The following is a 22,148-nucleotide window of genomic DNA, read 5'->3' as shown; positions in this document are numbered from 1 at the left end:
CAGTGTCGTCGCCCGGTGTTTCCCTCAGGCTCCTGACGGCGCTCTACGCCACGCAGTTCATCGGCGTCGGCTTCCTGTCCGTGGGGCTCGTGGCGATCCTTCGCGCGGACGGGGTGAGCCTGTCCACGCTCGGTCTCATTCAGCTTCTCGGTCTCGTCTGGCCGCTCAAGTTCTTGTGGGCTCCCCTGCTGGACCGGTTCACCCCGGCCTCCTGGAGCCCTCGCTTCGCGGGTGCAGGCCACTACCGGGCCTGGCTCCTTCTCCTCCAGCCGCTCATGGTCTTCGCCCTGCTGGGTCTGGCGCTGGTGTCCCGGCCCTCGGAGCAGCTCCCACTGCTCGTGGCCGTCGTCGGGCTTTTCATCATCATGAGCGCCACCCAGGACATTGCCGCGGACGCGCTCTCCGTTCGCGGCCTCGCAGGCGGCCGGCGGGACCTTGGCAGCGCAGTCCAGGTCTCGGCGAGTTACGTCGGGAACCTTGTGGGGGGTGCGGGGGCCGTTATCGTCGCGGATCACTGGGGGCTGCGTGCTGCCGCCGTCCTCCTGGCGCTGACGACGGCGGTGGCGCTCATCCCCGTCATCACTCATCGTGAGGCCGAGCACGTAGTGGGGGATCCAGCGACGGGTGTTGCGTCGAGTGAGGCTGACTCCCCGGCCGGGCCGCGGAGTCTCGGCGACTTCTTCGGCGTCTTCGCCAGTGCGGAGGCGCGGGCCTGGTGCTTCGTCGCCATGCCGCTGCTCTACATGGGTTCTGCCGGGGCCTACTCCCTCGTGACGCCGGCGCTCACGGACTCCGGGCGGAGTCTGTCCGAAGTCGGCCTCATCACGCTGACGTGGGCCTCCCTCCCGGCGATCGCCGCGGGGCTGCTCGCTGGCTGGATCTCGGCCAAGTGGGGCCGGCGGGCAGGTGTGGGTCTTGGCATTGCGGTCCTCGCGGCGGGTGTCTGGGGCCTGGGGCCGGTCTTCGCGGGCGGGGGATCGTTCACGGCGGCTGCCGCAGGCGTGGGCCTCCTCCTGTCCGGCTACACGGTCCTCAACGTGACGGTGTACGCGCAGGCGCTGCGGTTTGCCCGGCCGGATCATGCGGGGAGCGACTTCACCCTCCTCACGTGCATCCCGCTCGCCCTCTCGTTCTTGGCCGCCTGGGCTGTGCTCACCCTGGCGCAGGCGGCGGGATACGGCGCTGCGGCCTGGGTGTCGTTCGCCGTCGCGGCCCTTGGGGCCCTGACGGCCTGGCGCGGGCTGGGGCGCGCGGCGGGTTAGGACTCCGCCCGCACACGTCCCTCCCGCCGCTCTTCCCCCGTTTCGTGGCGGGTTTCGCACGATTTTGGGCCTCCAGTCGTGCGAAACCCGCCCCGGAACGGGAGGGATCAGGAGGAGCGGGAGGCTGCTAGTGGGGGTCGAGCCCGGTGCCCTCGAGGTGGCGGAGAACCCGGGCGATGTCCTCTTCGCTCGGCGTCTCGTCGGTGACCTTCGTGATCTCGACGCCCACGTCCACGCGGGGCTCCTCCAGCACGCCGCCGTCCTCGAATCGGCGCGCGATCTCCTGCACCTCGGCCTCTGTCAGACGGCGGCGCAGGAGGGCGAGGAGGGGCTGGTAGTCGGACTGGGGGACGCCCGCCGGATAACCGGCGCGGATCCAGGCGAGGGTGCGAGCGACAATGTTCACGGCTGCTTCCTGGGTTCAGGGCTCCCGGCTGGGCCGTGGCTCAGCCAGCGGGTCCGTTGGCGGGCCTAGTGGCCCTTGTCGACGAGGATGGGGAATCCGTGCGAGAAGTCGACGGCCTTGCCGAGTCCCGAGGAGACGACGACGAGGATGCCGCACGCGATGGCCACCGCCACGAGGGCGAAGCACAGGTACGCGATGACCCGGCCGGCGGGGTGCGTCTGCACGTCCCCGGTGGTCTCGTGGGCGGTGCCCCACGCGAGCGAGCGGATGCCCACGGCGAAGAGGGCCGGCAGCCCGGCGCCCAGCAGCAGGCCGACAGTCAGGACTTTCCAGGCGGCGTCGAGCGCGAAGCCAAGGTTGCTCATGAGGGTTCCTTCCGCGTTCAGACGGTCGCGCGCTCAGGCGCGGCGGGCTCGGTGGGGGCGTCGGCGGGCTCGCCGTCCCAGTCGTGGTTGACGTTGTTGTGGTCGACGACGTCCTTGCGGGACCGGAGGACCATCCACCCGGAAAGGCCGATGAGGATGGCCATGATGAGGATGGCGCCCCAGACGCCCGGCAGGAGCGATCCGGCCCAGTAGGTGGCCGCGCCGACGAGACCGGCGGCCGGGAGCGTGATGACCCAGGCGGCCATCATGCGGCCCGCGACGCTCCAGCGCACCTGGGCGCCCGGCTTGCCGACGCCGCTTCCCAGGATGGAGCCCGTGGCGACGTGGGTCGTCGAGAGCGCGAAGCCGAGGTGGCTCGAGGCGAGGATCGTGGCGGCCGAGGCGCCCTCGGCTGCCATTCCCTGCGGCGAGGAGATCTCCACGAGGCCCTTGCCCAGCGTGCGGATGATGCGCCACCCGCCGAGGTAGGTGCCGAGGGCGATGGCGACGGCGCACGCGACCTTGACCCAGAACGGGATCTCGTCCGTGTGGTGCCACTGTCCGGAGGCGATGAGGGCCAGGGTGATGACGCCCATCGTCTTCTGGGCGTCGTTGGTGCCGTGGGCGAGGGAGACGAGGGAGGCGGAGCCGATCTGGCCCCAGCGGAAACCCTTCTCCTTGTAGCGCTCGGCCACGGAGCTGGTGATCTTGTAGATGAGCCATGTGCCCACGGCCGCGATGATGCCGGCGATGAGCGGGGAGAGGAGAGCCGGGAGGATGACCTTGCCGACCACGCCGCCGAGCTTGTGCCCGTCACCCTGCCAGTTGACGCCCGCGAACCCGAGGGCGGCGATCGTCGAGCCGACGAGCCCGCCGAACAGCGCGTGGGATGAGCTTGAGGGAAGGCCGAACAGCCAGGTCAGGAGGTTCCAGATGATCGCGCCGACGAGGCCTGCGAGGACCAGCATGAGGAGCTGGTGCCCGCCGTTCTCGAGGAACTCGGGCTTCGGCGCCCCGGAGGGCGACTGGATGTTGATGACGGCATTCGTCACCGTGAGGGCGACCTCGATGCTGAGGAAGGCGCCGATGAGGTTGAGGACCGCCGAGAGCGCCACGGCCTTCTTGGGCTTGAGCGCGCCTGTGGCGATCGAGGTCGCCATGGCGTTGGCTGTGTCGTGGAAGCCGTTCGTGAAGTCGAAGGCGAGAGCCGTGCCGATGACGAGGACGAGAATGAAGAGTTCGGGACCCATGGTTCAAGTGTGCTCCCCGTCGAGGCCTCTCAAGGAAGGGCGGCGGAGAAATTAACGAACACGCCCGCATTCGTTCATCTGTTGTTAACCTCCCGTGTGACCTGGCCCGCTATGGGACCGGTCTAGACCACGGGGGTGGCGCGGTCGTGCCGGGAGTTCGTCAGGAGGAGCTTCGTGGCCAGGAACGACACCGGCATCGAGACGAGGCTCGCGAGCAGCGGCCCAACGACGTCGGACACTCCCCACACGTCCACGAAAAGCCAGGAGAGCACCGAGGACAAGGCGAGAGTCATGAGGGGCGCGCCCAAGAAGGCGAGGAACCGGCCCCACGTGGGGCGCACCTTGAACGTGAACACACAGTTGGCGAAGAACGAGAAGACCATCCCGGAAACCCACGCCACGACATGCGCCACAAGGTACGGCGCCACGAGAAGCAGCAGGAGGTAGAGGACGTAATAGATCGCGGTGTTGGCGACGCCCGTCATCGCGAAGCGGATGAACTGGTTCTGCCGCAGCCCTGCGAGGCGCCCGGAGGCCGGCGAGGACGTCACGGGGCGAGCGGCGTGCTGGAGTGCGGCGCGGGCTGAGGCTCGTCCTGGCGCTCGTCCCCCCGCGGAAGCGGCTGCTCGAGGCTGTCATAGGCCACGTAATGGCTGGGGCGCGCCTGCATGGCGAGGTACATCCGCCCCACGTACTCGCCCAGGATGCCGAGGCACAGGAGCTGGAGCGCGGCGAGGGCGGCCATGATGCAGACCGTCGAGGCCCAGCCGCTGCTCGGGTCCCCGGTGGCCTTCGCAACCAGGGCGTAGATGCCCACGCCAAAGGCGACGACGAAACCGATTCCCGCCATCCAGGTCGCCAGGCGAAGCGGCGCGTGGGACAGGCCCGTGACGGCGTCGAGCGTCAGCTTGAGCATCTTGGACAGGGGGTACTTGGAGTCCCCGGCGGCGCGGACCTCCCGCTTGTAGCCGACCTCTGCCGAGGGGAAGCCCAGGGCGGGGATGACGAGGCGCAGGACGCGGCCGTGCTCCGGCAGGGCCAGCACGGCCTCCACGGTGGCGCGGCTGATGAGACGGAAGTCGCCGGCGTTCATGGCCCCCTTGGCGCCCATGCGCGCCATGAGCCGGTAGAAGCCCTCGGCCGTGGTGCGCTTGAAATAGGTGTCGGTGGAGCGGTCGGTCCGCACGCCGTAGACGACGTCCACCTTCTCCCGGAGGGCGGTCTCGAGCATCTCGCCGATGACCTCGGGCGGGTCCTGGAGGTCGGCGTCGATGGTCGCGACCCACTCGCCGCGGGAGCGCGCCAGGCCCGCCGTGATGGCCGCCTGGTGGCCCGCATTGGCCCGCAGGCGGATGATGCGCGCGTTCTCCCACTCGCGGGCAATCCGCTGAAGGAGCGCGGGGCTCTGGTCTGCGGAGCCGTCGTCCACGAAGACCACTTCATAGCTCGTGTTGATGGCGTCGAGGGCCGGCTTCAGACGCTCGACAAGGAGCGGAAGGACTTCTTCTTCGTTGTACACCGGTACGACGACGGAAAGATTCGGGAGCATGGTTCTCAGGTTAGTCGAGGTGAACTGTCAAGCCGCAGTTGTGGGGCTGTGCCGCGTCTGAGGATGGCGCTGGGCCCATCGCGTTCCCTCAACGTGTCCACCCCTCCTGACAGGATGGAATCTCCTGGACGGGCCCCGGTGAGGGGCTTCGGGGCCAGGCGTTTCGGACGAGGAGAGGCAGGCACGGAAGCAATGATGGGCGGGCACCACGCGGCGAGCGGGGCCGCACTGTGGGTGGGGCTGACGTCCACCACGTTGGGGGCGGGCCTGATGCCCCTTGACCCGGCGGGCGTGGCCACGGGGTCCCTGGTCTGCGCGGGGGCGGCCCTCCTGCCGGACCTCGACCACCGTCGCGCCACTCTGACCCGGGCCCTGCCGCCCATCAGCTCGGTCGGCGCGCGCGTTGTGGAGGCAGCCGCAGGCGGACATCGCCAGGGCACCCACTCGCTCGCAGGCATCGCCGTCGCCGTGATCTTCGCGGTGCTCGCCGGGCGCACCCCGTGGGTGCCGGTGCTCGCCTCGCTGCTCCTCGGATCCCTGGCCTTCACTGCGTTGAAGATCGTCCCGGGCCCCAAGACTGGCTGGCTTGTGGGGATCGCTGTGGCCCTCGCGGTGGCCGCCGCCGGGCCGGGCGGGGAGGCGTGGTTCCCCTGGGCCATCGGGCTCGGGGTTGCCGCCCACGTTCTCGGAGACGCACTGACGCGAGGGGGCGTCGCGCTGCTCTGGCCGGTCTCGGGGCGCCGGTTCGCTGTGCCCGTGCTCGGACTGACCGGCTCACTCCGGGAGTGGCTCCTCATGACGCCCCTGTCCCTCTACGCCACGGTGGGGCTTCTGCTCTCCGCGGCGCAGGCGCTGGGTCTGTGGTCGGGCGGGGGCGGGTTGTAGTGCGGAGGTGACGTGGCGGCTCGCTCCCCGCCCTCCTGCTGAAAGGGGGCAGGAGCGGGGTTGGGCTTCAACGACGAAAGCCCCGCTCACGCAGGGTGAGCAGGGCCTTCGTATAACAACGCGGGCCTTTCGGGCCTAGCGCGGAGGGTCTTTACTTGAAGGTGTCCTTCACGTCTTCGCCGACCTTCTTGGCGCCGGCGGCGAGCTGGTCGCCCTGGCCCTCGGCCTGAAGCTGCTCGTTGTCGGTCACCTTGCCAGCGGTCTCCTTGGCCTTGCCCTTGAGGTCCTCAGCCGCGTTGCTGATCTTGTCTCCAAGTCCCATGGTCTTTTCCTTTCCTCAATGGCCCGCCGTTGATCAACGGGTTCTGAGCCCTACTTTAATCAGCCTTCCCTGGGATAATTCTTGTACCTTCCTGTGTGAATCATCAGTATCTGCGGGCCGGTCGGGGGATGGGCAGGCAAGGCCTCGTCGATTCGCGAGGGCTGGAGCGACCGCGCCGCCGCATCTGAGCGCCGCTAGCTCTCGCTCGTTCGTGTGATGGAATAGTTCCTGGACCCAGCACTCCGAGCCGAAACCGAGCACATCGTGTCGAAGACGGAACACCCCCCAGCCCGCCAGACCTTGCTCCACGTGAGCGATACCCACTTCACGGGCTCAGGCCCGCTCTACGGGGGTGTGGACGCGGACGAGGCCTTCGAGCGGATGCTCGATTCCATCCTTGAGAGCGGGCAGCGCGCATCCGCCATGATCTTCACCGGGGACTTGGCAGACCTCGGCGAGCCTGCCGCGTACCAGAGGCTCCGCCGCATGGTTGAGCCCGTGGCCGAGAAGATCGGGGCTCGTCTCATCTGGGCCATGGGCAACCACGACACCCGCTCCGCGATGCGCGAATACCTCCGCGGCGAAGAGCCGAGCGAGGACCCCGTGGACGAGGTCTACGACGTCGATGGCCTCCGCGTCGTTGTCCTCGACACCACCGTCCCGGGCCACCACCACGGACAGCTCGATCCGTCCCAGTTGGACTGGCTCCGCGGGGTCCTGAGCGAGCCGGCGCCCCGGGGCACGATCATCGCCATGCACCACCCGCCTATCCCGGTCATCCAGCCCCTCGCCCAGCTCGTGGAGCTGCGAGGTCAACGGGAGTTCGCGGACGCCGTCCGGGGCACGGATGTGCGGTCCATCCTCGCCGGGCACTTGCACTACTCGTCGGCCGCGACCTGCGCAGGGATCCCCGTCTCCGTGGCGTCATCCACGTGCTACACGCAGGATCTGCTGGCCGAGGTGGACGCGGACGGTGTCCGTGCCACGCGCGGGCGAGACGCGGCCCAGACGTTCAACCTCGTTCACGTCTACGACGAGACCATCGTCCACACGGTGGTGCCCGCCGCCGGCGGCCTCGAGGTCGGCGAGCCCGTGGACAGCGCCACCGTGGTGAGCCGCCTGGCCGCAGCCGGGCTGGTCCAGCGCGACTGACCCTCGCCGGCCGGCGGGGACCGCGTTGCGTCAGCCCGTCGTCGTCTCCTTCTCCCACGGGGCGGGGAACGGGAAGTACGCCTCGAGGAAGCCGACCACGCGCTCCTGGCGCTCCTGAGCCGGCACCTCCGGGAAGCTGCCGTCGTTGAGGCAGAAGAAGTCCTGGTTGCGCTTCCGCAAGAGCTTCTCGAGGGTCTTCAGGCCGGAATACATGGTCGTATCCACGTAGGTGACCTTGGCGCCGACCTTCTGCACAGACCTGCCGGTGAGCAGGGTGTAGTAGTGGTACAGCGAATTGGTGACCGAAATGTTGTCCTTCTGCCGGAATCGGCTCGCGGACGTCTGAATGAACTCCTCGGCGAATTCCTGGCGCATCTCCTTGAGGACAGAGACGCGCAGGGGAGCAGCCGTGTGCTCGAGGTGGCGGGTCGTGATGCGGCCGAAGCGCTCGAAGAGGAGGCGGCGGTTCACACGCGCCGCGTTCTCGAACCCGGAGCGGTCGAGGTGGTTGTCGCCAAGGCCGATGCGCGTGTCGGCCTCGATGAACTTCGTGATCCCGCCCGGCGAGAAGAACATGTCCGGGCCGAGCGGTCGGCCGAGGAACATGTCGTCGTTCGAGTAGAGGAAGTGCTCGGAGAGCCCCTCGATGTTCTGCAGCTGCGCCTCGATGGCCTGCGAGTTGAAGACGGGCAGGACGGATGTGTCCTCGAAGTGGTCGGCGGCACGGACGATCCGGATCTGCTCGTGCTCCTCGTTGAGCCACGCCGGCACCGGGGAGTCCGTGCAGATGTAGATGCGCCGCACCCAGGGGGCGAACATGTGGATCGACCGCAGCGCATACTTGAGCTCGTTGATCTGGCGGAAGCGGGCCTCGGCGTCGTCGCCCTCGCCCACCACGGCGTTCTCCATGAAGGAGGCGCGGTACCGCTGGAAGTCCTTGTTGTTGCCGTCCACCCAGGAGAAGACGACGTCGATCTCGAACCGGATGTCCGTCGCATGGTCCGCGAACATGTTCTCGATGGTGGGCCAGGTGTGGCCGAAGCGCTCGACCGTCCCTCGCACGGCCTCCTCCGCGGGCAGGCGACGGCGCGTCACGGAGTTCTCGATCGGCAGGTGCAGCTCCTGCCCCTCCCAGCGCCACAGTTCGATCTGCACGCCGGTGCCCTGGCCGTAGCTCAGGCCGCCAGCCGGGTCGAGCCGCGGGCGGTACAGCCGGATCATGCGGGAGCTCTTCGAGGGGGAGATCTTTCCGTCTGAGACGAGGACCGCCTCGCTCTTCTTCGAGTCCACGGCCATCGCATAGAACGGCTCCGTCTGGCATGCGGCGACGAGCGCCTCCCGGAGGCGCTTGCGGTCTGCCCAATCGATGGCGACGACGGGCCGCGCGTCATTTCCCCGGACGAGCATGTAGCGCAGGCCTGCGGACTCGAGGACCTCGCGGACGAAGAGCAGGTCCTCCACCATGGCCTCGTGGGGCGTGAGGCCCTTGTTGATGAGCGTGTATCGCCCCTGGTGGTGGGTGATGTCGGACCTGTTGGCGAAGCGGGCGCCGGCCGCGGAGGACGAGACCTCGCGGACGTCGCGGGAACGGGGCTCCGGCTCGGGGCCGCCATGGAAGACGACATCAGGAGTGACGGCTTCGGTCACGGCGAGCTCCATTCTGGTTGGGGGCAGTGGCGGGCCCGGGGCGGGCCGTCGGGACCGCCCATGGGAGGGTCACGAGGATCTCAGTAGGATCAATGGTACGGACGGCGCCGCCGTTGGGGGCTCCCGCCACCTTCGGGCCGCGTCGGGCCGCGCCGGACACCGCACCCGGCGCGCGGAAAGGATCCCCATGGCCACGGTGTCATCGTGCCTCTGGTTCAACGGGCAGGCCGAGGAGGCGGCGGAGCTGTACGTGTCGCTTGTGCCCGGCTCCCGCGTCACCAGTGTGAGCCGGTACGGGGAGGGGGCGTCCTTCCCTGCGGGCACGGCCATCATGGTCGAGTTCGAGCTGGCCGGCGTGCAGTTTCAGGCCCTCAATGGGGGCCCGCAGTTTCCCCCGAGTGAATACTTCTCCATCTCCCTCCTCTGTGAGGACCAGGCCGAGGTGGACGCGCTGTGGGACGGCCTCGTCTCGGACGGCGGGGAGGAAGGCCAGTGCGGCTGGCTCAAGGACCGGTTCGGCGTCTCGTGGCAAGTGGTGCCGCGACGCCTCGGCGAGCTCATGGCCGCTGGCGGGGAATCGGCGGGGCGGGTCGGTGCCGCAATGATGGGCATGTCCCGGCTCGTGGTGTCCGAGCTCGAGGCCACATCTGAGGACACTGCCCCAGGGGAAACCGCCGCAGGCAACCCAGGCAGCAGCGCCGCACCGGACAGCAGCACGGCCCCGGAGGCGAGCCCCGAGCAGGCCGACCCCCCAGCCCCGCTTGTCCCCAGTCCCGCTGGGCCACTGTCCTCCCTCACGGTGGCTCTGGTCCCCGGTGTCCAGCCCGGCAAGTGGCTGGACCGGTGGGCGGAGAGGCGTCCGGACGTGCCGGCCGTCGTCGTCCATGTCGACGAGGCCGCCCAGCTCGACGCGCTGGCGACCGCCCACGTTCTCTTTGCCCGGACCGGCCCGGATGGCGCGCCGGTGCGCGGGCGCGAGGGCCTGCTGACCATTCCCCTCTATGCGGAGGCGCCCGTGGCCGTGCTGCCGCGCGAGCACGTGGGGGCCCTCGCGGAGGAGATGCCGGTGTGCGCCCTCGCCGACGACGAGCTCCTGGACGTGGCGAGCCTCGGGTATGAGGCGGCGAGCGGCCTCGCGGGGAACGGCGCGGGCGTTGCGGTGGTGCCGCAGGCGGTCGCGCGCGTCTTTGGGCGGCGCGACACGGAGACCCGCCCTCTCACGGATACGGACCCGGGCACCCTGGGCCTCGAGAGCCTCGCCCCCCAGGGTGCCCGCGCTGAGCTTCTCGAGGGAACGCGGGTGTGGCTGTGCTTCGACAAGGCGTGGCAGGACCCGGCCACGGGACAGAACCATCCGGTCATCGAGGAGTTCGTGGGGATTGTGCGCGGCAGGCGCGCGGAGAGCTCGCGTCAGCCTTCGGTGCAGGAGCGGCAGCAGGCGGAGGCGCAGCGTCGCCTGAAGGAGCGGCAGGGCTCCTCCTCTTCAGTCGACGACGACGGGGCCGCGGGGCGCGGGCGCTCGCGGGCCGGAGGGTCAGGGCAGCGCAACGGCGGGCGCGGTGCCGGTGGCGGCGGTGCCCGGAGCGGCGTCCGCGGTGCCAAGGCGGGCCGCGGGGGTCAGAGCGGACGCGCGGGCCAAGGCGGCCGAGGTGGCCGCGGGGGCGGCAAGGGAACCGGCGGCAAGGGGCGCCGATAGGGCACCGGGGGCGGCCAGCCTGGCTGGTCTCGTGTGGGGCGCCCGAGGGTGGACATGGGGTGAGTCTCGGGTCGCAGTGGAGCGGCTCTTGGGGCGGGCCTCAGGCGCGTGTCGCACGTCACGCCGTTCGGAGCCCGTTCGAGTTGTGTTCTCGGCGGGGCCCGTGTAGAGTTTTATCTCGCGCCGGGTTACGGAAAGCAGCGCAAGGGATGAACGGTTCGGGAACGAACGGATCAGGACTTGCGAAGAGCTGGAAGACCTGGTAAGCTTGAAAAGTTGCTTCGGAGCGAGCGGCCAACGATGAGGAGCCTGAGGGTTTCGGGTTGGCTGTGGTGCCGGACTAGTGATTGTTGTTTGAGAACTCAATAGTGTGCCAAGTTTGTTGAGACCGAATTATTTACATTTGGTTGTAGACAATAGTTGTCTGGCTGGTCCGCACCCTGTGGGCTGGTCAGTGACAAAAGTTTTATAGCCATGGTGAAAACCAATTTTGATTGGCATCAGTGCTGTGACCGTTTTCCCGGTCTGGTTGCTGGTGTTCTTTCGTATGTTTTTTACGGAGAGTTTGATCCTGGCTCAGGATGAACGCTGGCGGCGTGCTTAACACATGCAAGTCGAACGCTGAAGCACCAGCTTGCTGGTGTGGATGAGTGGCGAACGGGTGAGTAACACGTGAGTAACCTGCCCTTAACTCTGGGATAAGCCTGGGAAACTGGGTCTAATACCGGATACGACTTCCTGCCGCATGGCATGGGAGTGGAAAACGTTTGTAGTGGTTTTGGATGGACTCGCGGCCTATCAGCTTGTTGGTGAGGTAATGGCTCACCAAGGCGACGACGGGTAGCCGGCCTGAGAGGGTGACCGGCCACACTGGGACTGAGACACGGCCCAGACTCCTACGGGAGGCAGCAGTGGGGAATATTGCACAATGGGCGCAAGCCTGATGCAGCGACGCCGCGTGAGGGATGACGGCCTTCGGGTTGTAAACCTCTTTCAGTAGGGAAGAAGCGAAAGTGACGGTACCTGCAGAAGAAGCGCCGGCTAACTACGTGCCAGCAGCCGCGGTAATACGTAGGGCGCAAGCGTTATCCGGAATTATTGGGCGTAAAGAGCTCGTAGGCGGTTTGTCGCGTCTGCTGTGAAAGCCCGGGGCTCAACCCCGGGTCTGCAGTGGGTACGGGCAGACTAGAGTGCAGTAGGGGAGACTGGAATTCCTGGTGTAGCGGTGAAATGCGCAGATATCAGGAGGAACACCGATGGCGAAGGCAGGTCTCTGGGCTGTAACTGACGCTGAGGAGCGAAAGCATGGGGAGCAAACAGGATTAGATACCCTGGTAGTCCATGCCGTAAACGTTGGGCACTAGGTGTGGGGGACATTCCACGTTTTCCGCGCCGTAGCTAACGCATTAAGTGCCCCGCCTGGGGAGTACGGCCGCAAGGCTAAAACTCAAAGGAATTGACGGGGGCCCGCACAAGCGGCGGAGCATGCGGATTAATTCGATGCAACGCGAAGAACCTTACCAAGGCTTGACATGGACTAGTAACGGCCAGAGATGGTCGCCCCTCTTTGAGGCTGGTTCACAGGTGGTGCATGGTTGTCGTCAGCTCGTGTCGTGAGATGTTGGGTTAAGTCCCGCAACGAGCGCAACCCTCGTTCCATGTTGCCAGCACGTAATGGTGGGGACTCGTGGGAGACTGCCGGGGTCAACTCGGAGGAAGGTGGGGACGACGTCAAATCATCATGCCCCTTATGTCTTGGGCTTCACGCATGCTACAATGGCCGGTACAATGGGTTGCGATACTGTGAGGTGGAGCTAATCCCAAAAAGCCGGTCTCAGTTCGGATCGTGGTCTGCAACTCGACCACGTGAAGTCGGAGTCGCTAGTAATCGCAGATCAGCAACGCTGCGGTGAATACGTTCCCGGGCCTTGTACACACCGCCCGTCAAGTCACGAAAGTTGGTAACACCCGAAGCCGATGGCCTAACCCCTTGTGGGAGGGAGTCGTCGAAGGTGGGACGAGCGATTGGGACTAAGTCGTAACAAGGTAGCCGTACCGGAAGGTGCGGCTGGATCACCTCCTTTCTAAGGAGCTACTACACATGGCCTGTCACCGCGATTGTGGTGGTGGGTGTGTGTCAGTGTTACTCATTGCACGGCCGAGTGTGTCGTGGTGAGTGCTCATGGGTGGAATCTCAACGAATTGTGGCTGGTCATGTTTCTGGCGTGTCCTGAGTACTTCTGATGGGTTTCCTGCTTCGGTGGGGGCCTGGTTGGGATGGAAAGGGGTGTGTTGGGGTGTGTGGCTGGTCTTTGGTGCACTATTGGGTCCTGAAGCAACAATCTGGGCTGTCCTGTTGGATGGTCGGGTTGTGTGTTTCTGGTTGTCCTGCCTGCAGCTGGGCTGATCGCACTGTGTGTGGTTGGTTGGTGTGGAGTGGGTTGTTGTTTGAGAACTGCATAGTGGACGCGAGCATCAATTTTATTGCAATGTTCGAGAATTTTTTCTTGATTGTTCTGTGTGCGATCATCCATGCGGCATCCTTGTGGGTGTTGTGTGGTGTGGTCAAGTTTTTAAGGGCGCACGGTGGATGCCTTGGCATCAGGAGCCGATGAAGGACGTGGGAATCTGCGAAAAGCCTGGGGGAGTTGATAACCGAGCGTTGATCCCAGGATGTCCGAATGGGGGAACCCCGCCGCACTTGATGCGGTGACCCATGGCTGAACGCATAGGCCATGTGGAGGGAACGTGGGGAAGTGAAACATCTCAGTACCCATAGGAAGAGAAAACAAAAGTGATTCCGTGAGTAGTGGCGAGCGAAAGCGGATGAGGCTAAACCGTTGGTGTGTGATACCGAGCAGGGGTTGCATCAGCGGGGTTGTGGGAGCAACCGTCACAGGGCTGCTTTTCTGTGGCAAGGATGGCATGGCGTGAGGTGAACGGTTTTGAATGGCCGACCAGAGAGGGTGTGAGTCCCGTAACCGGTTACGTGCGTGCGCTTGTGTGTTGTTTCCCAAGTAGGACGGGGCCCGAGAAATCCCGTGTGAATCTGCCAGGACCACCTGGTAAGCCTAAATACTTCCTGATGACCGATAGCGGACAAGTACCGTGAGGGAAAGGTGAAAAGTACCCCGGGAGGGGAGTGAAATAGTACCTGAAACCGTGTGCCTACAATCCGTTAAAGCCCTTTTTGTGGGGTGATAGCGTGCCTTTTGAAGAATGAGCCTGCGAGTTAGTGCTGTGTCGCGAGGTTAACCCGTGTGGGGAAGCCGTAGCGAAAGCGAGTCTGAATAGGGCGTTTGAGTGGCACGGTCTAGACCCGAAGCGAAGTGATCTACCCATGGCCAGGTTGAAGCGACGGTAAGACGTCGTGGAGGACCGAACCCACTTCAGTTGAAAATGGAGGGGATGAGCTGTGGGTAGGGGTGAAAGGCCAATCAAACTTCGTGATAGCTGGTTCTCCCCGAAATGCATTTAGGTGCAGCGTTACGTGTTTCTTGCCGGAGGTAGAGCTACTGGATGGCCGATGGGCCCTACAAGGTTACTGACGTCAGCCAAACTCCGAATGCCGGTAAGTGAGAGCGTAGCAGTGAGACTGTGGGGGATAAGCTTCATAGTCGAGAGGGAAACAGCCCAGACCACCAACTAAGGCCCCTAAGCGTGTGCTAAGTGGGAAAGGATGTGGAGTTGCTGTGACAACCAGGAGGTTGGCTTAGAAGCAGCCACCCTTGAAAGAGTGCGTAATAGCTCACTGGTCAAGTGATTCCGCGCCGACAATGTAGCGGGGCTCAAGTACACCGCCGAAGTTGTGGCATTCAGATATTCGACTAGCCTTCGTGGTTCAGTTGTCTGGATGGGTAGGGGAGCGTCGTGTGGGCAGTGAAGCGGCAGTGTGAACTAGTCGTGGAGCCCACACGAGTGAGAATGCAGGCATGAGTAGCGAAAGACGGGTGAGAAACCCGTCCGCCGGATGATCAAGGGTTCCAGGGTCAAGCTAATCTGCCCTGGGTTAGTCGGGACCTAAGGCGAGGCCGACAGGCGTAGTCGATGGACAACGGGTTAATATTCCCGTACCAGTGGTCAACCGCCCATACTGAGCTGGTGATACTAACCGCCCGAACCGTCCGTGATTGTTGCAAGGCCTTTGGTTTTGTGATGACTGTGACGGGGAGCGCGGGACCTGAACTGGGGAGGTAAGCGTATTAACAGGTGTGACGCAGGAAGGTAGCTCAGCCAACGATTGGAAGAGTTGGTCTAAGGATGTAGGGTGCGTGATTGGCAAATCCGTCACGTGTGAGCCTGAGATCTGATGGGACCCCCGTTTGGGGGGATTGAGTGATCCTATGCTGCCGAGAAAAGCATCGACGCGAGGTTGGCTGTTGCCCGTACCCCAAACCGACACAGGTGATCAGGTAGAGAATACTAAGGCGATCGAGAGAATTATGGTTAAGGAACTCGGCAAAATGCCCCCGTAACTTCGGGAGAAGGGGGACCCCAACTGTGATCCACACATGCTGTGGTGAGCGGGTCAGGGTCGCAGAGACCAGGGGGAAGCGACTGTTTACTAAAAACACAGGTCCGTGCGAAGTCGCAAGACGATGTATACGGACTGACTCCTGCCCGGTGCTGGAAGGTTAAGAGGACCGGTTAACATCCTTTGGGTGTGAAGCTGAGAATTTAAGCCCCAGTAAACGGCGGTGGTAACTATAACCATCCTAAGGTAGCGAAATTCCTTGTCGGGTAAGTTCCGACCTGCACGAATGGAGTAACGACTTCCCCGCTGTCTCAACCATAAACTCGGCGAAATTGCAGTACGAGTAAAGATGCTCGTTACGCGCAGCAGGACGGAAAGACCCCGAGACCTTTACTATAGTTTGGTATTGGTATTCGCTGTAGCTTGTGTAGGATAGGTGGGAGACTGTGAAGCGGGCACGCTAGTGTTCGTGGAGTCATCGTTGAAATACCACTCTGGCTATCGTGGATATCTAACTTCGGCCCATGATCTGGGTCAGGGACAGTGCCTGATGGGTAGTTTAACTGGGGCGGTTGCCTCCTAAAGAGTAACGGAGGCGCCCAAAGGTTCCCTCAGCCTGGTTGGCAATCAGGTGTCGAGTGTAAGTGCACAAGGGAGCTTGACTGTGAGAGAGACATCTCGAGCAGGGACGAAAGTCGGGACTAGTGATCCGGCGGTACATTGTGGAATGGCCGTCGCTCAACGGATAAAAGGTACCTCGGGGATAACAGGCTGATCTTGCCCAAGAGTCCATATCGACGGCATGGTTTGGCACCTCGATGTCGGCTCGTCGCATCCTGGGGCTGGAGTAGGTCCCAAGGGTTGGGCTGTTCGCCCATTAAAGCGGTACGCGAGCTGGGTTTAGAACGTCGTGAGACAGTTCGGTCCCTATCCGCTGCGCGCGCAGGAAATTTGAGAAGATCTGTCCTTAGTACGAGAGGACCGGGACGGACGAACCTCTGGTATGTCAGTTGTACCGCCAGGTGCACCGCTGATTCGCTACGTTCGGAAGGGATAACCGCTGAAAGCATCTAAGCGGGAAGCCCACTTCGAGATGAGATTTCCATGCACCTTTTGGTGTGAGAGGCTCCCACCTAGACCAGTGGGTTGATAGGCCGGATGTGGAAGCGGGGACTAAAGACCCGTGGAGCTGACCGGTACTAATAAGCCGATAACTTACACCACCCCCCACACCGTTTGTGTGTGGGTGTTGATTGTGCACGTCGCAATGACTGTTGTGTTCGCGTCCCTATGCGGTTCTTGATCAAGAACCCCACCACCCCCCCTTTGTGGTCTGTCTTTTGTGGATTGGCTGCGGGGGTGTGGTAGGATATGTTTTGATCATAGGTTTCCCAGCCCGCCCTGTGTGTGTGGGTGTTGGGTATAGTGTTACGGCTGTCATAGCGTGGGGGAAACGCCCGGTCCCATCCCGAACCCGGAAGCTAAGGCCCACAGCGCCCATGGTACTGCACTCGTGAGGGTGTGGGAGAGTAGGTCGCAGCCGGACAATTCTTCGAGGGGGGAGAAAAAGGAACACCGTGTGTGTTTCCTTTTTCTCCCCCCTCTTTTTTATGCCCAAAACCCGGCGCGCCACATCACTTCAGAGGCGCAGATCCCGGGGTCGAGGGCCCGTGCAGCACCCGGCGGTCGTGAGGCCGTGGCCCTGCACGCTCTCCTAGCCCGCTAGTGGGCCTCTTCACCCGGCAAGGAAGCGACCTCCGAGGGGGTCTTGTCCTGAAGCCAGCCCTTCCAGACCGGGCTCAGATACCGTCCATGCTCGGAGAACCCTTGATAGGCCACCCTCCCGACCAGCGCCGGGCGCACCCAGTGCGCGTCCTTGGCATCCGAGGTGGGGATCTCGTTGTCCGTCGGCGGTAGCTTGCGCGTCATGTGACGCAGGCGAGCGGTCAGCTGTGCCAGCTCCGCGTCCTTGAACCCGGTGCCAACGCGCCCGACATAGTGGAGCTCGAGACCCCGCGGGACAGCCACGAGCAGGGATCCGATACGTCGCGATCGCGCGCCTCGCCCGGCACGCCATCCCACAATGATGACGTCCTGCTCCATGGCACCAGGCCGCGCCGGCTCCACAGCGCTGCTCGAGGGCGAAGACGGCACAGAGGACGATGACACCTTTTCTGTGGTCATAGCGCGCCCCTTCCCCTGATCAGCATTGGTGCTTACGCTCCCGATTCTGCCTCACGGGCCAGCGGGGGAGGGAAGTCCTCCGGGTGGAGGCGCCGGTACGTGCGCATCTGTCTGAGCCTGCGGGAGAGGGACGCACGGCGGGAGCGCAGCTCGTCGTCACCCTCGGGGGCAGTCCTGTCGATGTGCCCCTGCCCGAACTCCCAGAGCAGGACGTCGTCGAGCAGGCGGTCCGGTCCCGGTGAGTACCGGTGATCCAGGGCGCTGCGGACGTGGCGGATGCGGTTGGCGTCGAGGAGCTCGCACAGCCGGTCCGTCCGCTCAACCTCGTGGGCGGCGAGGAGCTCGGCCGCCCACCCCCAGTCGTCGTCGAACTTGCGGTCCACGTGAGGCAGGAGCGTCTCCCACACCTCGCGGATGCGGGCGGGTGTGAGGGGCACGGCGCCGCCGTACTCGGGATCCCAGAATTCGCTGACGCGCGTGTAGGCGTCATTGAGGTCCTCAAACGTCTCCTCGACCTTTTCCAGCATCGCGGCCGTGGCCGTGAATTGCCGGTCAAAGGTGGGGGACCAGGCGCGGCGGTCGGCGGACTTGAAGCGGATGTCGTGCTCGATCTCGCTCCATGCGTGTGCGAAGACCGTCCGGATCTGCACTTCGAAGAAATATGCCCCGTTGGGGTTGGGGTCCGCGTCCGGAAGGAGGGACTGGTAATGGCGGACTGCGTCATTCTGCAGGGTCCGCAGGATGAGGTGTCGGCTCGAATATCCATAGGTGCCGGACTCGATGGATCCCGTGTCCTTTTCTTTGTCCCCCCGGCAGTCGAAGATGTCGCGGGCCCTCTTGATGAGCCCGGCCGCCTCCCGGATCTCGTGGGGCAGAGTGACGATGACGCGCACGGCGACAAGGTCATTGAGGTTCTTGAGGGGGTCCGGGAAAATGAGCGTCTCGGTTTCGTCCTCGTCCATGGCAGGCAGGACGCGCGACGCCTTCTCCTCGAAGCTCTCCACCGATTTCGTCCGGGAGGCGATGAAGAGGGGCCGCACGGTTGAGCCCTCGAAGATCTGTGTGATCTTCTCCGTGACGTCGGCGGTGACGGCCTCGAGGGCAGGACGGAGGCGGATGTACTCCTCCACGGACGCGCGAACGCTGCGCGCGAGCTCGGCCGAGGTGGTGTGGTCGTGGCCCGTGGCGGACAAGTGGCGCCTCTGCCGCATGACGGTTCCTCTCTGCGGGGTGTGCAAGACAGCGCTCTCAGACTACCGAGCGAGCCTCGGTGAGCGCCGGGAATCTCCCGTGCTTCGCCAGAAGGGGCCGACGTCGGGCTGGCGCGCGTGTTCCCCGGCCGTCGTCGGCCGCGGGCTCTGGGGCACTTGCTAGGTTAGGAGGGTCAGAGTCCCCTCAACCCTAGGAGCGACTGTGTTTGACCCGTATGACCGCCTTCCGGATGTCCCCTCGTTCCCTGTCACGAGCGAGTCGTTCGAGGACGGGCAGCCGCTGCCCAAGGCGCAGGCTGCGCCGGAGAGCGTCTCGCCCCAGCTGTCCTGGTCGGGCGTGCCGGAGGGAACGAAGAGCCTGGCCATCACGTGCCTGGACCCGGACGCTCCCACGGGCTCGGGCTTCTGGCACTGGCTCGTTGCCAACCTCCCCGCGGACCTGACCTCCCTCCCAGCCGGTGAGGACGTCTCGGAGGGCGCCCTGGTTCTGGTGAACGACGGCGGGTCCCGCGACTACACGGGCGCCGCCCCGCCGGCGGGCCACGGCCCTCACCGCTACATGTTCGTGGTCCACGCCCTCGACGTCGAGAAGCTGGACCTCCCCGAGGACGCGAGCGGCGCGAAGATGGGCTTCATGATGTTCGGGCACACGCTGGGGCGTGGGCGGATCGTCGGGACCTACGAGACGCCTGGCGAGGGCGAGTGACCCCGGTCCGGCTGATTGCCTGCGACCTCGACGGGACGATCGTCAGCCACGGCACGCACGCGGTGAGCCCGCGGAGCGTCGCGGCGTTCGGGGCGGCGAGGGCTGCGGGCTACGAGGTGGTCTTCGTGACCGGACGCCCCCCGTGGTACCTCGCTCCCCTGACGGAGAGCATGGGCGCCGCAGGCCACCGGATCGGCCGGATCATCTGCTCCAACGGGGCGGCGGTGTATGACCTCGAGAGCGAGGAGATCCTCGCGACCGAGCCATTGCCGACGCACCACGCGATCGAGACCATCGAGGCTGTCCGCGCCCTGGCCCCGGGGGTCGCGTTCGCGGCGGAGGCCCTGACCGGGCCGGTCATCGAGCAGCCGTTCCTCCCGGCCGGCTTCGAGGCGGGGCTCGTGGTCGAGGACCTCGCGGAGGCGCTTCGCGAGGACGGAAGCGTGTTCGAGGGCGGGGTGCTCAAGCTGCACGTCTTCGACCCCTCCGGCCCGGACCCGGACGAGTTCCTGGCCCGCGCCGCAGCGGGGGTCTCCCCGGACGCGTACGCGACGCGCTCCGTGGCGGGCATGGCGGTGTTCGAGGTGGGCCGCGCGGACGTGACCAAGGCTCGCACCCTCGGCGAGTACGCGCACGCCCTCGGGGTGGGCCCGGAGGAGATCGTCGCGTTCGGCGACATGCCCAACGACCTTGAGATGCTCCGCTGGGTGGGAACGGGGTTCGCCATGGCCTCGGGCCACCCGGACGTCGTCGCGGCGGCGGACCGCACAGCGCCGCCGATCCAGGAGGACGGCGTGGCGCAGGTTCTCGAGCACCTGGTGGCCACGGGCGAGCTCCCCGCGGGGCTTGACCGCTCCGGGGGCGACCTCGGCGCGGGGAGCCATGGCTGAGCCGCGCGTGGGGAGCGCCCCCTACCTTCTCAACCGGGCGGGCGGGCCCCTCGCGGGCCAGCCGCTCGGGATCGCCCACCGGGGTCTTCCCCGCAACGGGGAGGAGAACACCCTCCTCGCCTTCGAGCACGCGGTGGGCCTCGGGTACGCCTACCTCGAGCTGGACATCAGGACGACGGCGGACGGCCACGTCGTCGTCTTCCACGACGAGGACCTCGACGCGCTCACGGACGCCCGGGGGCGCGTGGGGGAGAAGACGCTCGCGGAGATCCGCAGGATCACCGCGGGAGGCGAGCCGCTCGTGACCCTCGACGAGCTCTTTCACCGTGCTGCGCTGGCCTGGCCGCGGGCGCGGTTCAACATCGACATCAAGGACGCTGGCGGCGCCGAGCCGCTGGCCCGCCTCATCCACCGCTACCGGTTCGAGGGCCGGGTCCTCGTGACGTCCTTCAGCGACGAGCGCCGCGCCGCCTGTGTGGCGGAATACGAGAGGCTGTCAGGGCGGCGGTCCCTGGCCCAGTCCCCTGGCATGGGACTCGTGGCGGCGTTTGTCCTGGCCGGGCCGCTCGGCCTCAGCTCGGCCCTGCGTGGCAGGCTCGAGGGGGTCGTCGCGTTCCAGGTCCCCGAGAGGCACTGGGGCATTCCTGTGGTGACGCGCGGGTTCGTCCGCCGCGCGCACGCCCTGGGGATCCAGGTGCACGTGTGGACGGTCAACGAGCGCGAGCGCATGGAGCGCCTCCTGGGCCTCGGCGTGGACGGGATCGTCACCGACGCCGGGGACACGCTCGCGGACGTCCTCGCCGAGCGGGGCGCGTGGCCCCAGAGCACCGGGACGACGGCGGCCTAGCGGCGTGGCGAGGAGGCCCTAGCGTGCCCGGCGGGCCGCCCGCCGGATCGGGATGGGCGCCGCGACGGGCTCCTCCCGAGACAGGGTCGGGAACGCCGCGGCCCAGTTGGCGGGCGGCGAGCCCACGGCGCGCAGGCGGTCCAGGGTCAGGCTCGCGAGCCTCGCCGCCGTCTCCTCGTCCAGCGGCGCAGGCCCAGCGACGATGCGCATGCTCGCGGAGTAGTCGTTGAGGGGGGACAGGCGCACGGCGTGCTCTGCCACCTCAAGCAACTCCTCGGGGGTCCCGAAGCGGGAGAAGGCTTCGAGGTAGGTGAGGACGAGCGGCGCGAGGCCCTCGTCGTGGTCCCCGTAGGCCCGGTGGCGCGCCGCCGCCGCCGTGCTCAGCGCCGAGAACGGGTGCGCGATGGAGGCGTGGGGCAGCCGGCGCACGACGAGGCCGTCCGAGCCCCGGCCGAGGTCCGTGCCGACGATCCGGCCCGGGTCCAGCATGAGGGGGATCCCCGAGTCCAGGAGGATCTGGGCCGAGGCCTGGGTGCGCGGGATGAGCTCCGCCTCGAGACGTGCGGCCTCCTCCGCGGAGATGTGCAGCGGGTCCGAGGAGGGGCGGGCCGCGTGAGCCCGGATCTGGTTCTCCACGAACATCGGGAACCACGAGGGGTCCATGACGGGCGCGCCCGCCTGCTGCATGTCGAGGCGGTGCATCGCCAGGCCCAGCTGCGCCTCCGCCCACCGCGGGAGGAACTCGGGCATGGCGTCCGCCACGGCCCTGTCCTCGGCGGCGATGTGCTTGTCCCCGATCTCGGTCGTCGCGAACCCTGACGAGGGCTGAGGCGCGGGCGTGCCCCCGTCCCCGGAGGCGTCCCCGGTGGGGTCGGGGAGCCCGGCGGTGGGGGAGAGCGCGCGGCGGCCCACCCGGCGCATGACCTGAGTCTGGGTGGGGGCTGCCGATCCGGCGGGGGCGAGGCTCAGCGGCACGGCGTCGTCGTGCACAAGGAAGCGCGCCTTGGCCTCGTCGAGAGCGACGACAGGGTTGACGAACCCGTGAACGAAGCGGCCAGCACACGCAAGGAGGCCGCCCTCGAAGCGGTGCGGCGCGTGGGACTCCACGAAGCGCAGGGGCCCGATGGACGACGGCGCGACGGCCTCGATCCGCCAGGCAGTCTGGCGCTCGACGACAAGGCCGCCGGTGAGCTCGATCCCCTGCTCGCGCAGCGTCTCCCTCGTCCAGCCGATGACGGATTCCCACCACAGGGGCGAACCCCAGGTGATGGAGGTGAGGGAGGATGATGCCGGCATGGGGGC

General features: G+C 66.0%; 17 protein-coding genes and 3 rRNA genes. 10 read left to right on the top strand and 10 right to left on the bottom strand.

Features of this window, described 5'->3' with window-relative positions:
- Window positions 1-2: 2 nt before the first annotated feature.
- Window positions 3-1,262, top strand: a complete 1,260-nt coding sequence (locus tag J2S35_RS04915; protein ID WP_309850462.1) for an MFS transporter — start codon at window positions 3-5, stop codon at window positions 1,260-1,262.
- 127 nt (window positions 1,263-1,389) lie between these two features.
- Here J2S35_RS04915 and J2S35_RS04910 read toward each other — a convergent pair whose 3' ends face one another.
- From J2S35_RS04910 to J2S35_RS04890, 5 genes are all read right to left on the bottom strand, one after another.
- On the bottom strand, window positions 1,390-1,668 hold the full coding sequence (locus J2S35_RS04910; RefSeq protein ID WP_309850459.1) for a DUF3349 domain-containing protein: 279 nt from the start codon (window positions 1,666-1,668) through the stop codon (window positions 1,390-1,392).
- Window positions 1,669-1,733: 65 nt separating this feature from the next.
- Complete coding sequence (locus J2S35_RS04905) at window positions 1,734-2,033, bottom strand: hypothetical protein (protein WP_309850456.1); 300 nt, start codon at window positions 2,031-2,033, stop codon at window positions 1,734-1,736.
- Between the two features lie 17 nt (window positions 2,034-2,050).
- Complete coding sequence (locus J2S35_RS04900; RefSeq protein ID WP_309850454.1) at window positions 2,051-3,283, bottom strand: inorganic phosphate transporter; 1,233 nt, start codon at window positions 3,281-3,283, stop codon at window positions 2,051-2,053.
- Window positions 3,284-3,405: 122 nt separating this feature from the next.
- The gene (locus tag J2S35_RS04895) at window positions 3,406-3,834 is read right to left on the bottom strand and encodes a GtrA family protein (protein WP_309850451.1); all 429 of its coding nucleotides are present in this window, start codon (window positions 3,832-3,834) and stop codon (window positions 3,406-3,408) included.
- Window positions 3,831-4,832: a glycosyltransferase family 2 protein gene (locus tag J2S35_RS04890; protein ID WP_309850449.1), complete on the bottom strand. Its 1,002-nt coding sequence runs from the start codon at window positions 4,830-4,832 to the stop codon at window positions 3,831-3,833. The genes J2S35_RS04895 and J2S35_RS04890 overlap by 4 nt, the downstream gene beginning before the upstream one ends.
- Window positions 4,833-4,895: 63 nt before the next feature.
- Here J2S35_RS04890 and J2S35_RS04885 point away from each other — a divergent pair, with 63 nt between their 5' ends.
- A complete protein-coding gene (locus J2S35_RS04885) occupies window positions 4,896-5,717 on the top strand; it encodes a metal-dependent hydrolase (protein ID WP_456151908.1) in 822 nt (273 codons plus the stop codon).
- A gap of 151 nt (window positions 5,718-5,868) precedes the next feature.
- Here J2S35_RS04885 and J2S35_RS04880 read toward each other — a convergent pair whose 3' ends face one another.
- On the bottom strand, window positions 5,869-6,039 hold the full coding sequence (locus tag J2S35_RS04880; protein ID WP_309850444.1) for a CsbD family protein: 171 nt from the start codon (window positions 6,037-6,039) through the stop codon (window positions 5,869-5,871).
- A gap of 309 nt (window positions 6,040-6,348) precedes the next feature.
- Here J2S35_RS04880 and J2S35_RS04875 point away from each other — a divergent pair, with 309 nt between their 5' ends.
- Window positions 6,349-7,191 carry a phosphodiesterase gene (locus J2S35_RS04875; protein ID WP_309850443.1) on the top strand — a complete coding sequence of 281 codons (843 nt, stop codon included), beginning with the start codon at window positions 6,349-6,351 and terminating at the stop codon, window positions 7,189-7,191.
- 30 nt (window positions 7,192-7,221) lie between these two features.
- Here J2S35_RS04875 and J2S35_RS04870 read toward each other — a convergent pair whose 3' ends face one another.
- On the bottom strand, window positions 7,222-8,850 hold the full coding sequence (locus J2S35_RS04870) for a stealth conserved region 3 domain-containing protein (RefSeq protein WP_309850441.1): 1,629 nt from the start codon (window positions 8,848-8,850) through the stop codon (window positions 7,222-7,224).
- Between the two features lie 175 nt (window positions 8,851-9,025).
- Between J2S35_RS04870 and J2S35_RS04865 the strand changes: the two genes are divergently transcribed.
- The 4 genes from J2S35_RS04865 (at window position 9,026) to rrf (ending at window position 16,554) form a co-directional block, all read left to right on the top strand.
- Window positions 9,026-10,534, top strand: coding sequence for a VOC family protein (locus J2S35_RS04865; RefSeq protein WP_309850439.1), 1,509 nt, complete (start codon window positions 9,026-9,028; stop codon window positions 10,532-10,534).
- A gap of 553 nt (window positions 10,535-11,087) precedes the next feature.
- Window positions 11,088-12,618: ribosomal RNA gene (locus J2S35_RS04860) — 16S ribosomal RNA — on the top strand.
- Between the two features lie 479 nt (window positions 12,619-13,097).
- Window positions 13,098-16,232 (top strand): 23S ribosomal RNA (locus tag J2S35_RS04855).
- Window positions 16,233-16,437: 205 nt separating this feature from the next.
- Window positions 16,438-16,554, top strand: a 5S ribosomal RNA gene (gene rrf / locus J2S35_RS04850).
- Together the 16S, 23S and 5S rRNA genes form the textbook arrangement of a ribosomal RNA operon.
- A gap of 176 nt (window positions 16,555-16,730) precedes the next feature.
- Here rrf and J2S35_RS04845 read toward each other — a convergent pair.
- On the bottom strand, window positions 16,731-17,111 hold the full coding sequence (locus J2S35_RS04845; RefSeq protein WP_309853044.1) for an ATP dependent DNA ligase: 381 nt from the start codon (window positions 17,109-17,111) through the stop codon (window positions 16,731-16,733).
- Between the two features lie 113 nt (window positions 17,112-17,224).
- Window positions 17,225-18,403 carry a GTP pyrophosphokinase gene (locus J2S35_RS04840; protein WP_309850436.1) on the bottom strand — a complete coding sequence of 393 codons (1,179 nt, stop codon included), beginning with the start codon at window positions 18,401-18,403 and terminating at the stop codon, window positions 17,225-17,227.
- A gap of 202 nt (window positions 18,404-18,605) precedes the next feature.
- On the opposite strand from J2S35_RS04840, the gene J2S35_RS04835 reads away from it, so the two are divergent.
- The 3 genes from J2S35_RS04835 to J2S35_RS04825 are packed head-to-tail and all read left to right on the top strand — an operon-like array spanning window position 18,606 to window position 20,846.
- Window positions 18,606-19,109: a YbhB/YbcL family Raf kinase inhibitor-like protein gene (locus J2S35_RS04835; protein ID WP_309850432.1), complete on the top strand. Its 504-nt coding sequence runs from the start codon at window positions 18,606-18,608 to the stop codon at window positions 19,107-19,109.
- Window positions 19,106-19,999, top strand: coding sequence for an HAD family hydrolase (locus J2S35_RS04830; RefSeq protein ID WP_309850429.1), 894 nt, complete (start codon window positions 19,106-19,108; stop codon window positions 19,997-19,999). Before J2S35_RS04835 ends, J2S35_RS04830 begins: the two co-directional genes overlap by 4 nt.
- On the top strand, window positions 19,992-20,846 hold the full coding sequence (locus J2S35_RS04825) for a glycerophosphodiester phosphodiesterase (RefSeq protein ID WP_309850426.1): 855 nt from the start codon (window positions 19,992-19,994) through the stop codon (window positions 20,844-20,846). Before J2S35_RS04830 ends, J2S35_RS04825 begins: the two co-directional genes overlap by 8 nt.
- A gap of 18 nt (window positions 20,847-20,864) precedes the next feature.
- Here the strand turns inward: J2S35_RS04825 and J2S35_RS04820 are convergent, their stop codons facing one another.
- The gene (locus J2S35_RS04820; RefSeq protein ID WP_309850422.1) at window positions 20,865-22,142 is read right to left on the bottom strand and encodes a hypothetical protein; all 1,278 of its coding nucleotides are present in this window, start codon (window positions 22,140-22,142) and stop codon (window positions 20,865-20,867) included.
- Window positions 22,143-22,148 lie beyond the last annotated feature (6 nt).

It is taken from the genome of Falsarthrobacter nasiphocae (assembly GCF_031456275.1).
Classification (GTDB): Bacteria; Actinomycetota; Actinomycetes; order Actinomycetales; family Micrococcaceae; genus Falsarthrobacter; species Falsarthrobacter nasiphocae.
The sequence above is the reverse complement of the archived record's forward strand: the minus strand, read 5'-3'. Positions and strand labels throughout refer to the sequence as shown.

Excerpts from the sequence above, each read along its gene's own strand:
- J2S35_RS04905 (WP_309850456.1), bottom strand. The coding sequence starts at position 2,033 with ATGAGCAACCTTGGCTTCGCGCTCGACGCCGCCTGGAAAGTCCTGACT.
- J2S35_RS04900 (WP_309850454.1), bottom strand. The coding sequence starts at position 3,283 with ATGGGTCCCGAACTCTTCATTCTCGTCCTCGTCATCGGCACGGCTCTC.
- J2S35_RS04890 (WP_309850449.1), bottom strand. The coding sequence starts at position 4,832 with ATGCTCCCGAATCTTTCCGTCGTCGTACCGGTGTACAACGAAGAAGAA.
- J2S35_RS04885 (WP_456151908.1), top strand. The coding sequence starts at position 4,896 with ATGGCGCTGGGCCCATCGCGTTCCCTCAACGTGTCCACCCCTCCTGAC.
- J2S35_RS04880 (WP_309850444.1), bottom strand. The coding sequence starts at position 6,039 with ATGGGACTTGGAGACAAGATCAGCAACGCGGCTGAGGACCTCAAGGGC.
- J2S35_RS04870 (WP_309850441.1), bottom strand. The coding sequence starts at position 8,850 with ATGGAGCTCGCCGTGACCGAAGCCGTCACTCCTGATGTCGTCTTCCAT.
- J2S35_RS04865 (WP_309850439.1), top strand. The coding sequence starts at position 9,026 with ATGGCCACGGTGTCATCGTGCCTCTGGTTCAACGGGCAGGCCGAGGAG.
- J2S35_RS04845 (WP_309853044.1), bottom strand. The coding sequence starts at position 17,111 with ATGGAGCAGGACGTCATCATTGTGGGATGGCGTGCCGGGCGAGGCGCG.
- J2S35_RS04840 (WP_309850436.1), bottom strand. The coding sequence starts at position 18,403 with ATGCGGCAGAGGCGCCACTTGTCCGCCACGGGCCACGACCACACCACC.
- J2S35_RS04825 (WP_309850426.1), top strand. The coding sequence starts at position 19,992 with ATGGCTGAGCCGCGCGTGGGGAGCGCCCCCTACCTTCTCAACCGGGCG.
- J2S35_RS04820 (WP_309850422.1), bottom strand. The coding sequence starts at position 22,142 with ATGCCGGCATCATCCTCCCTCACCTCCATCACCTGGGGTTCGCCCCTG.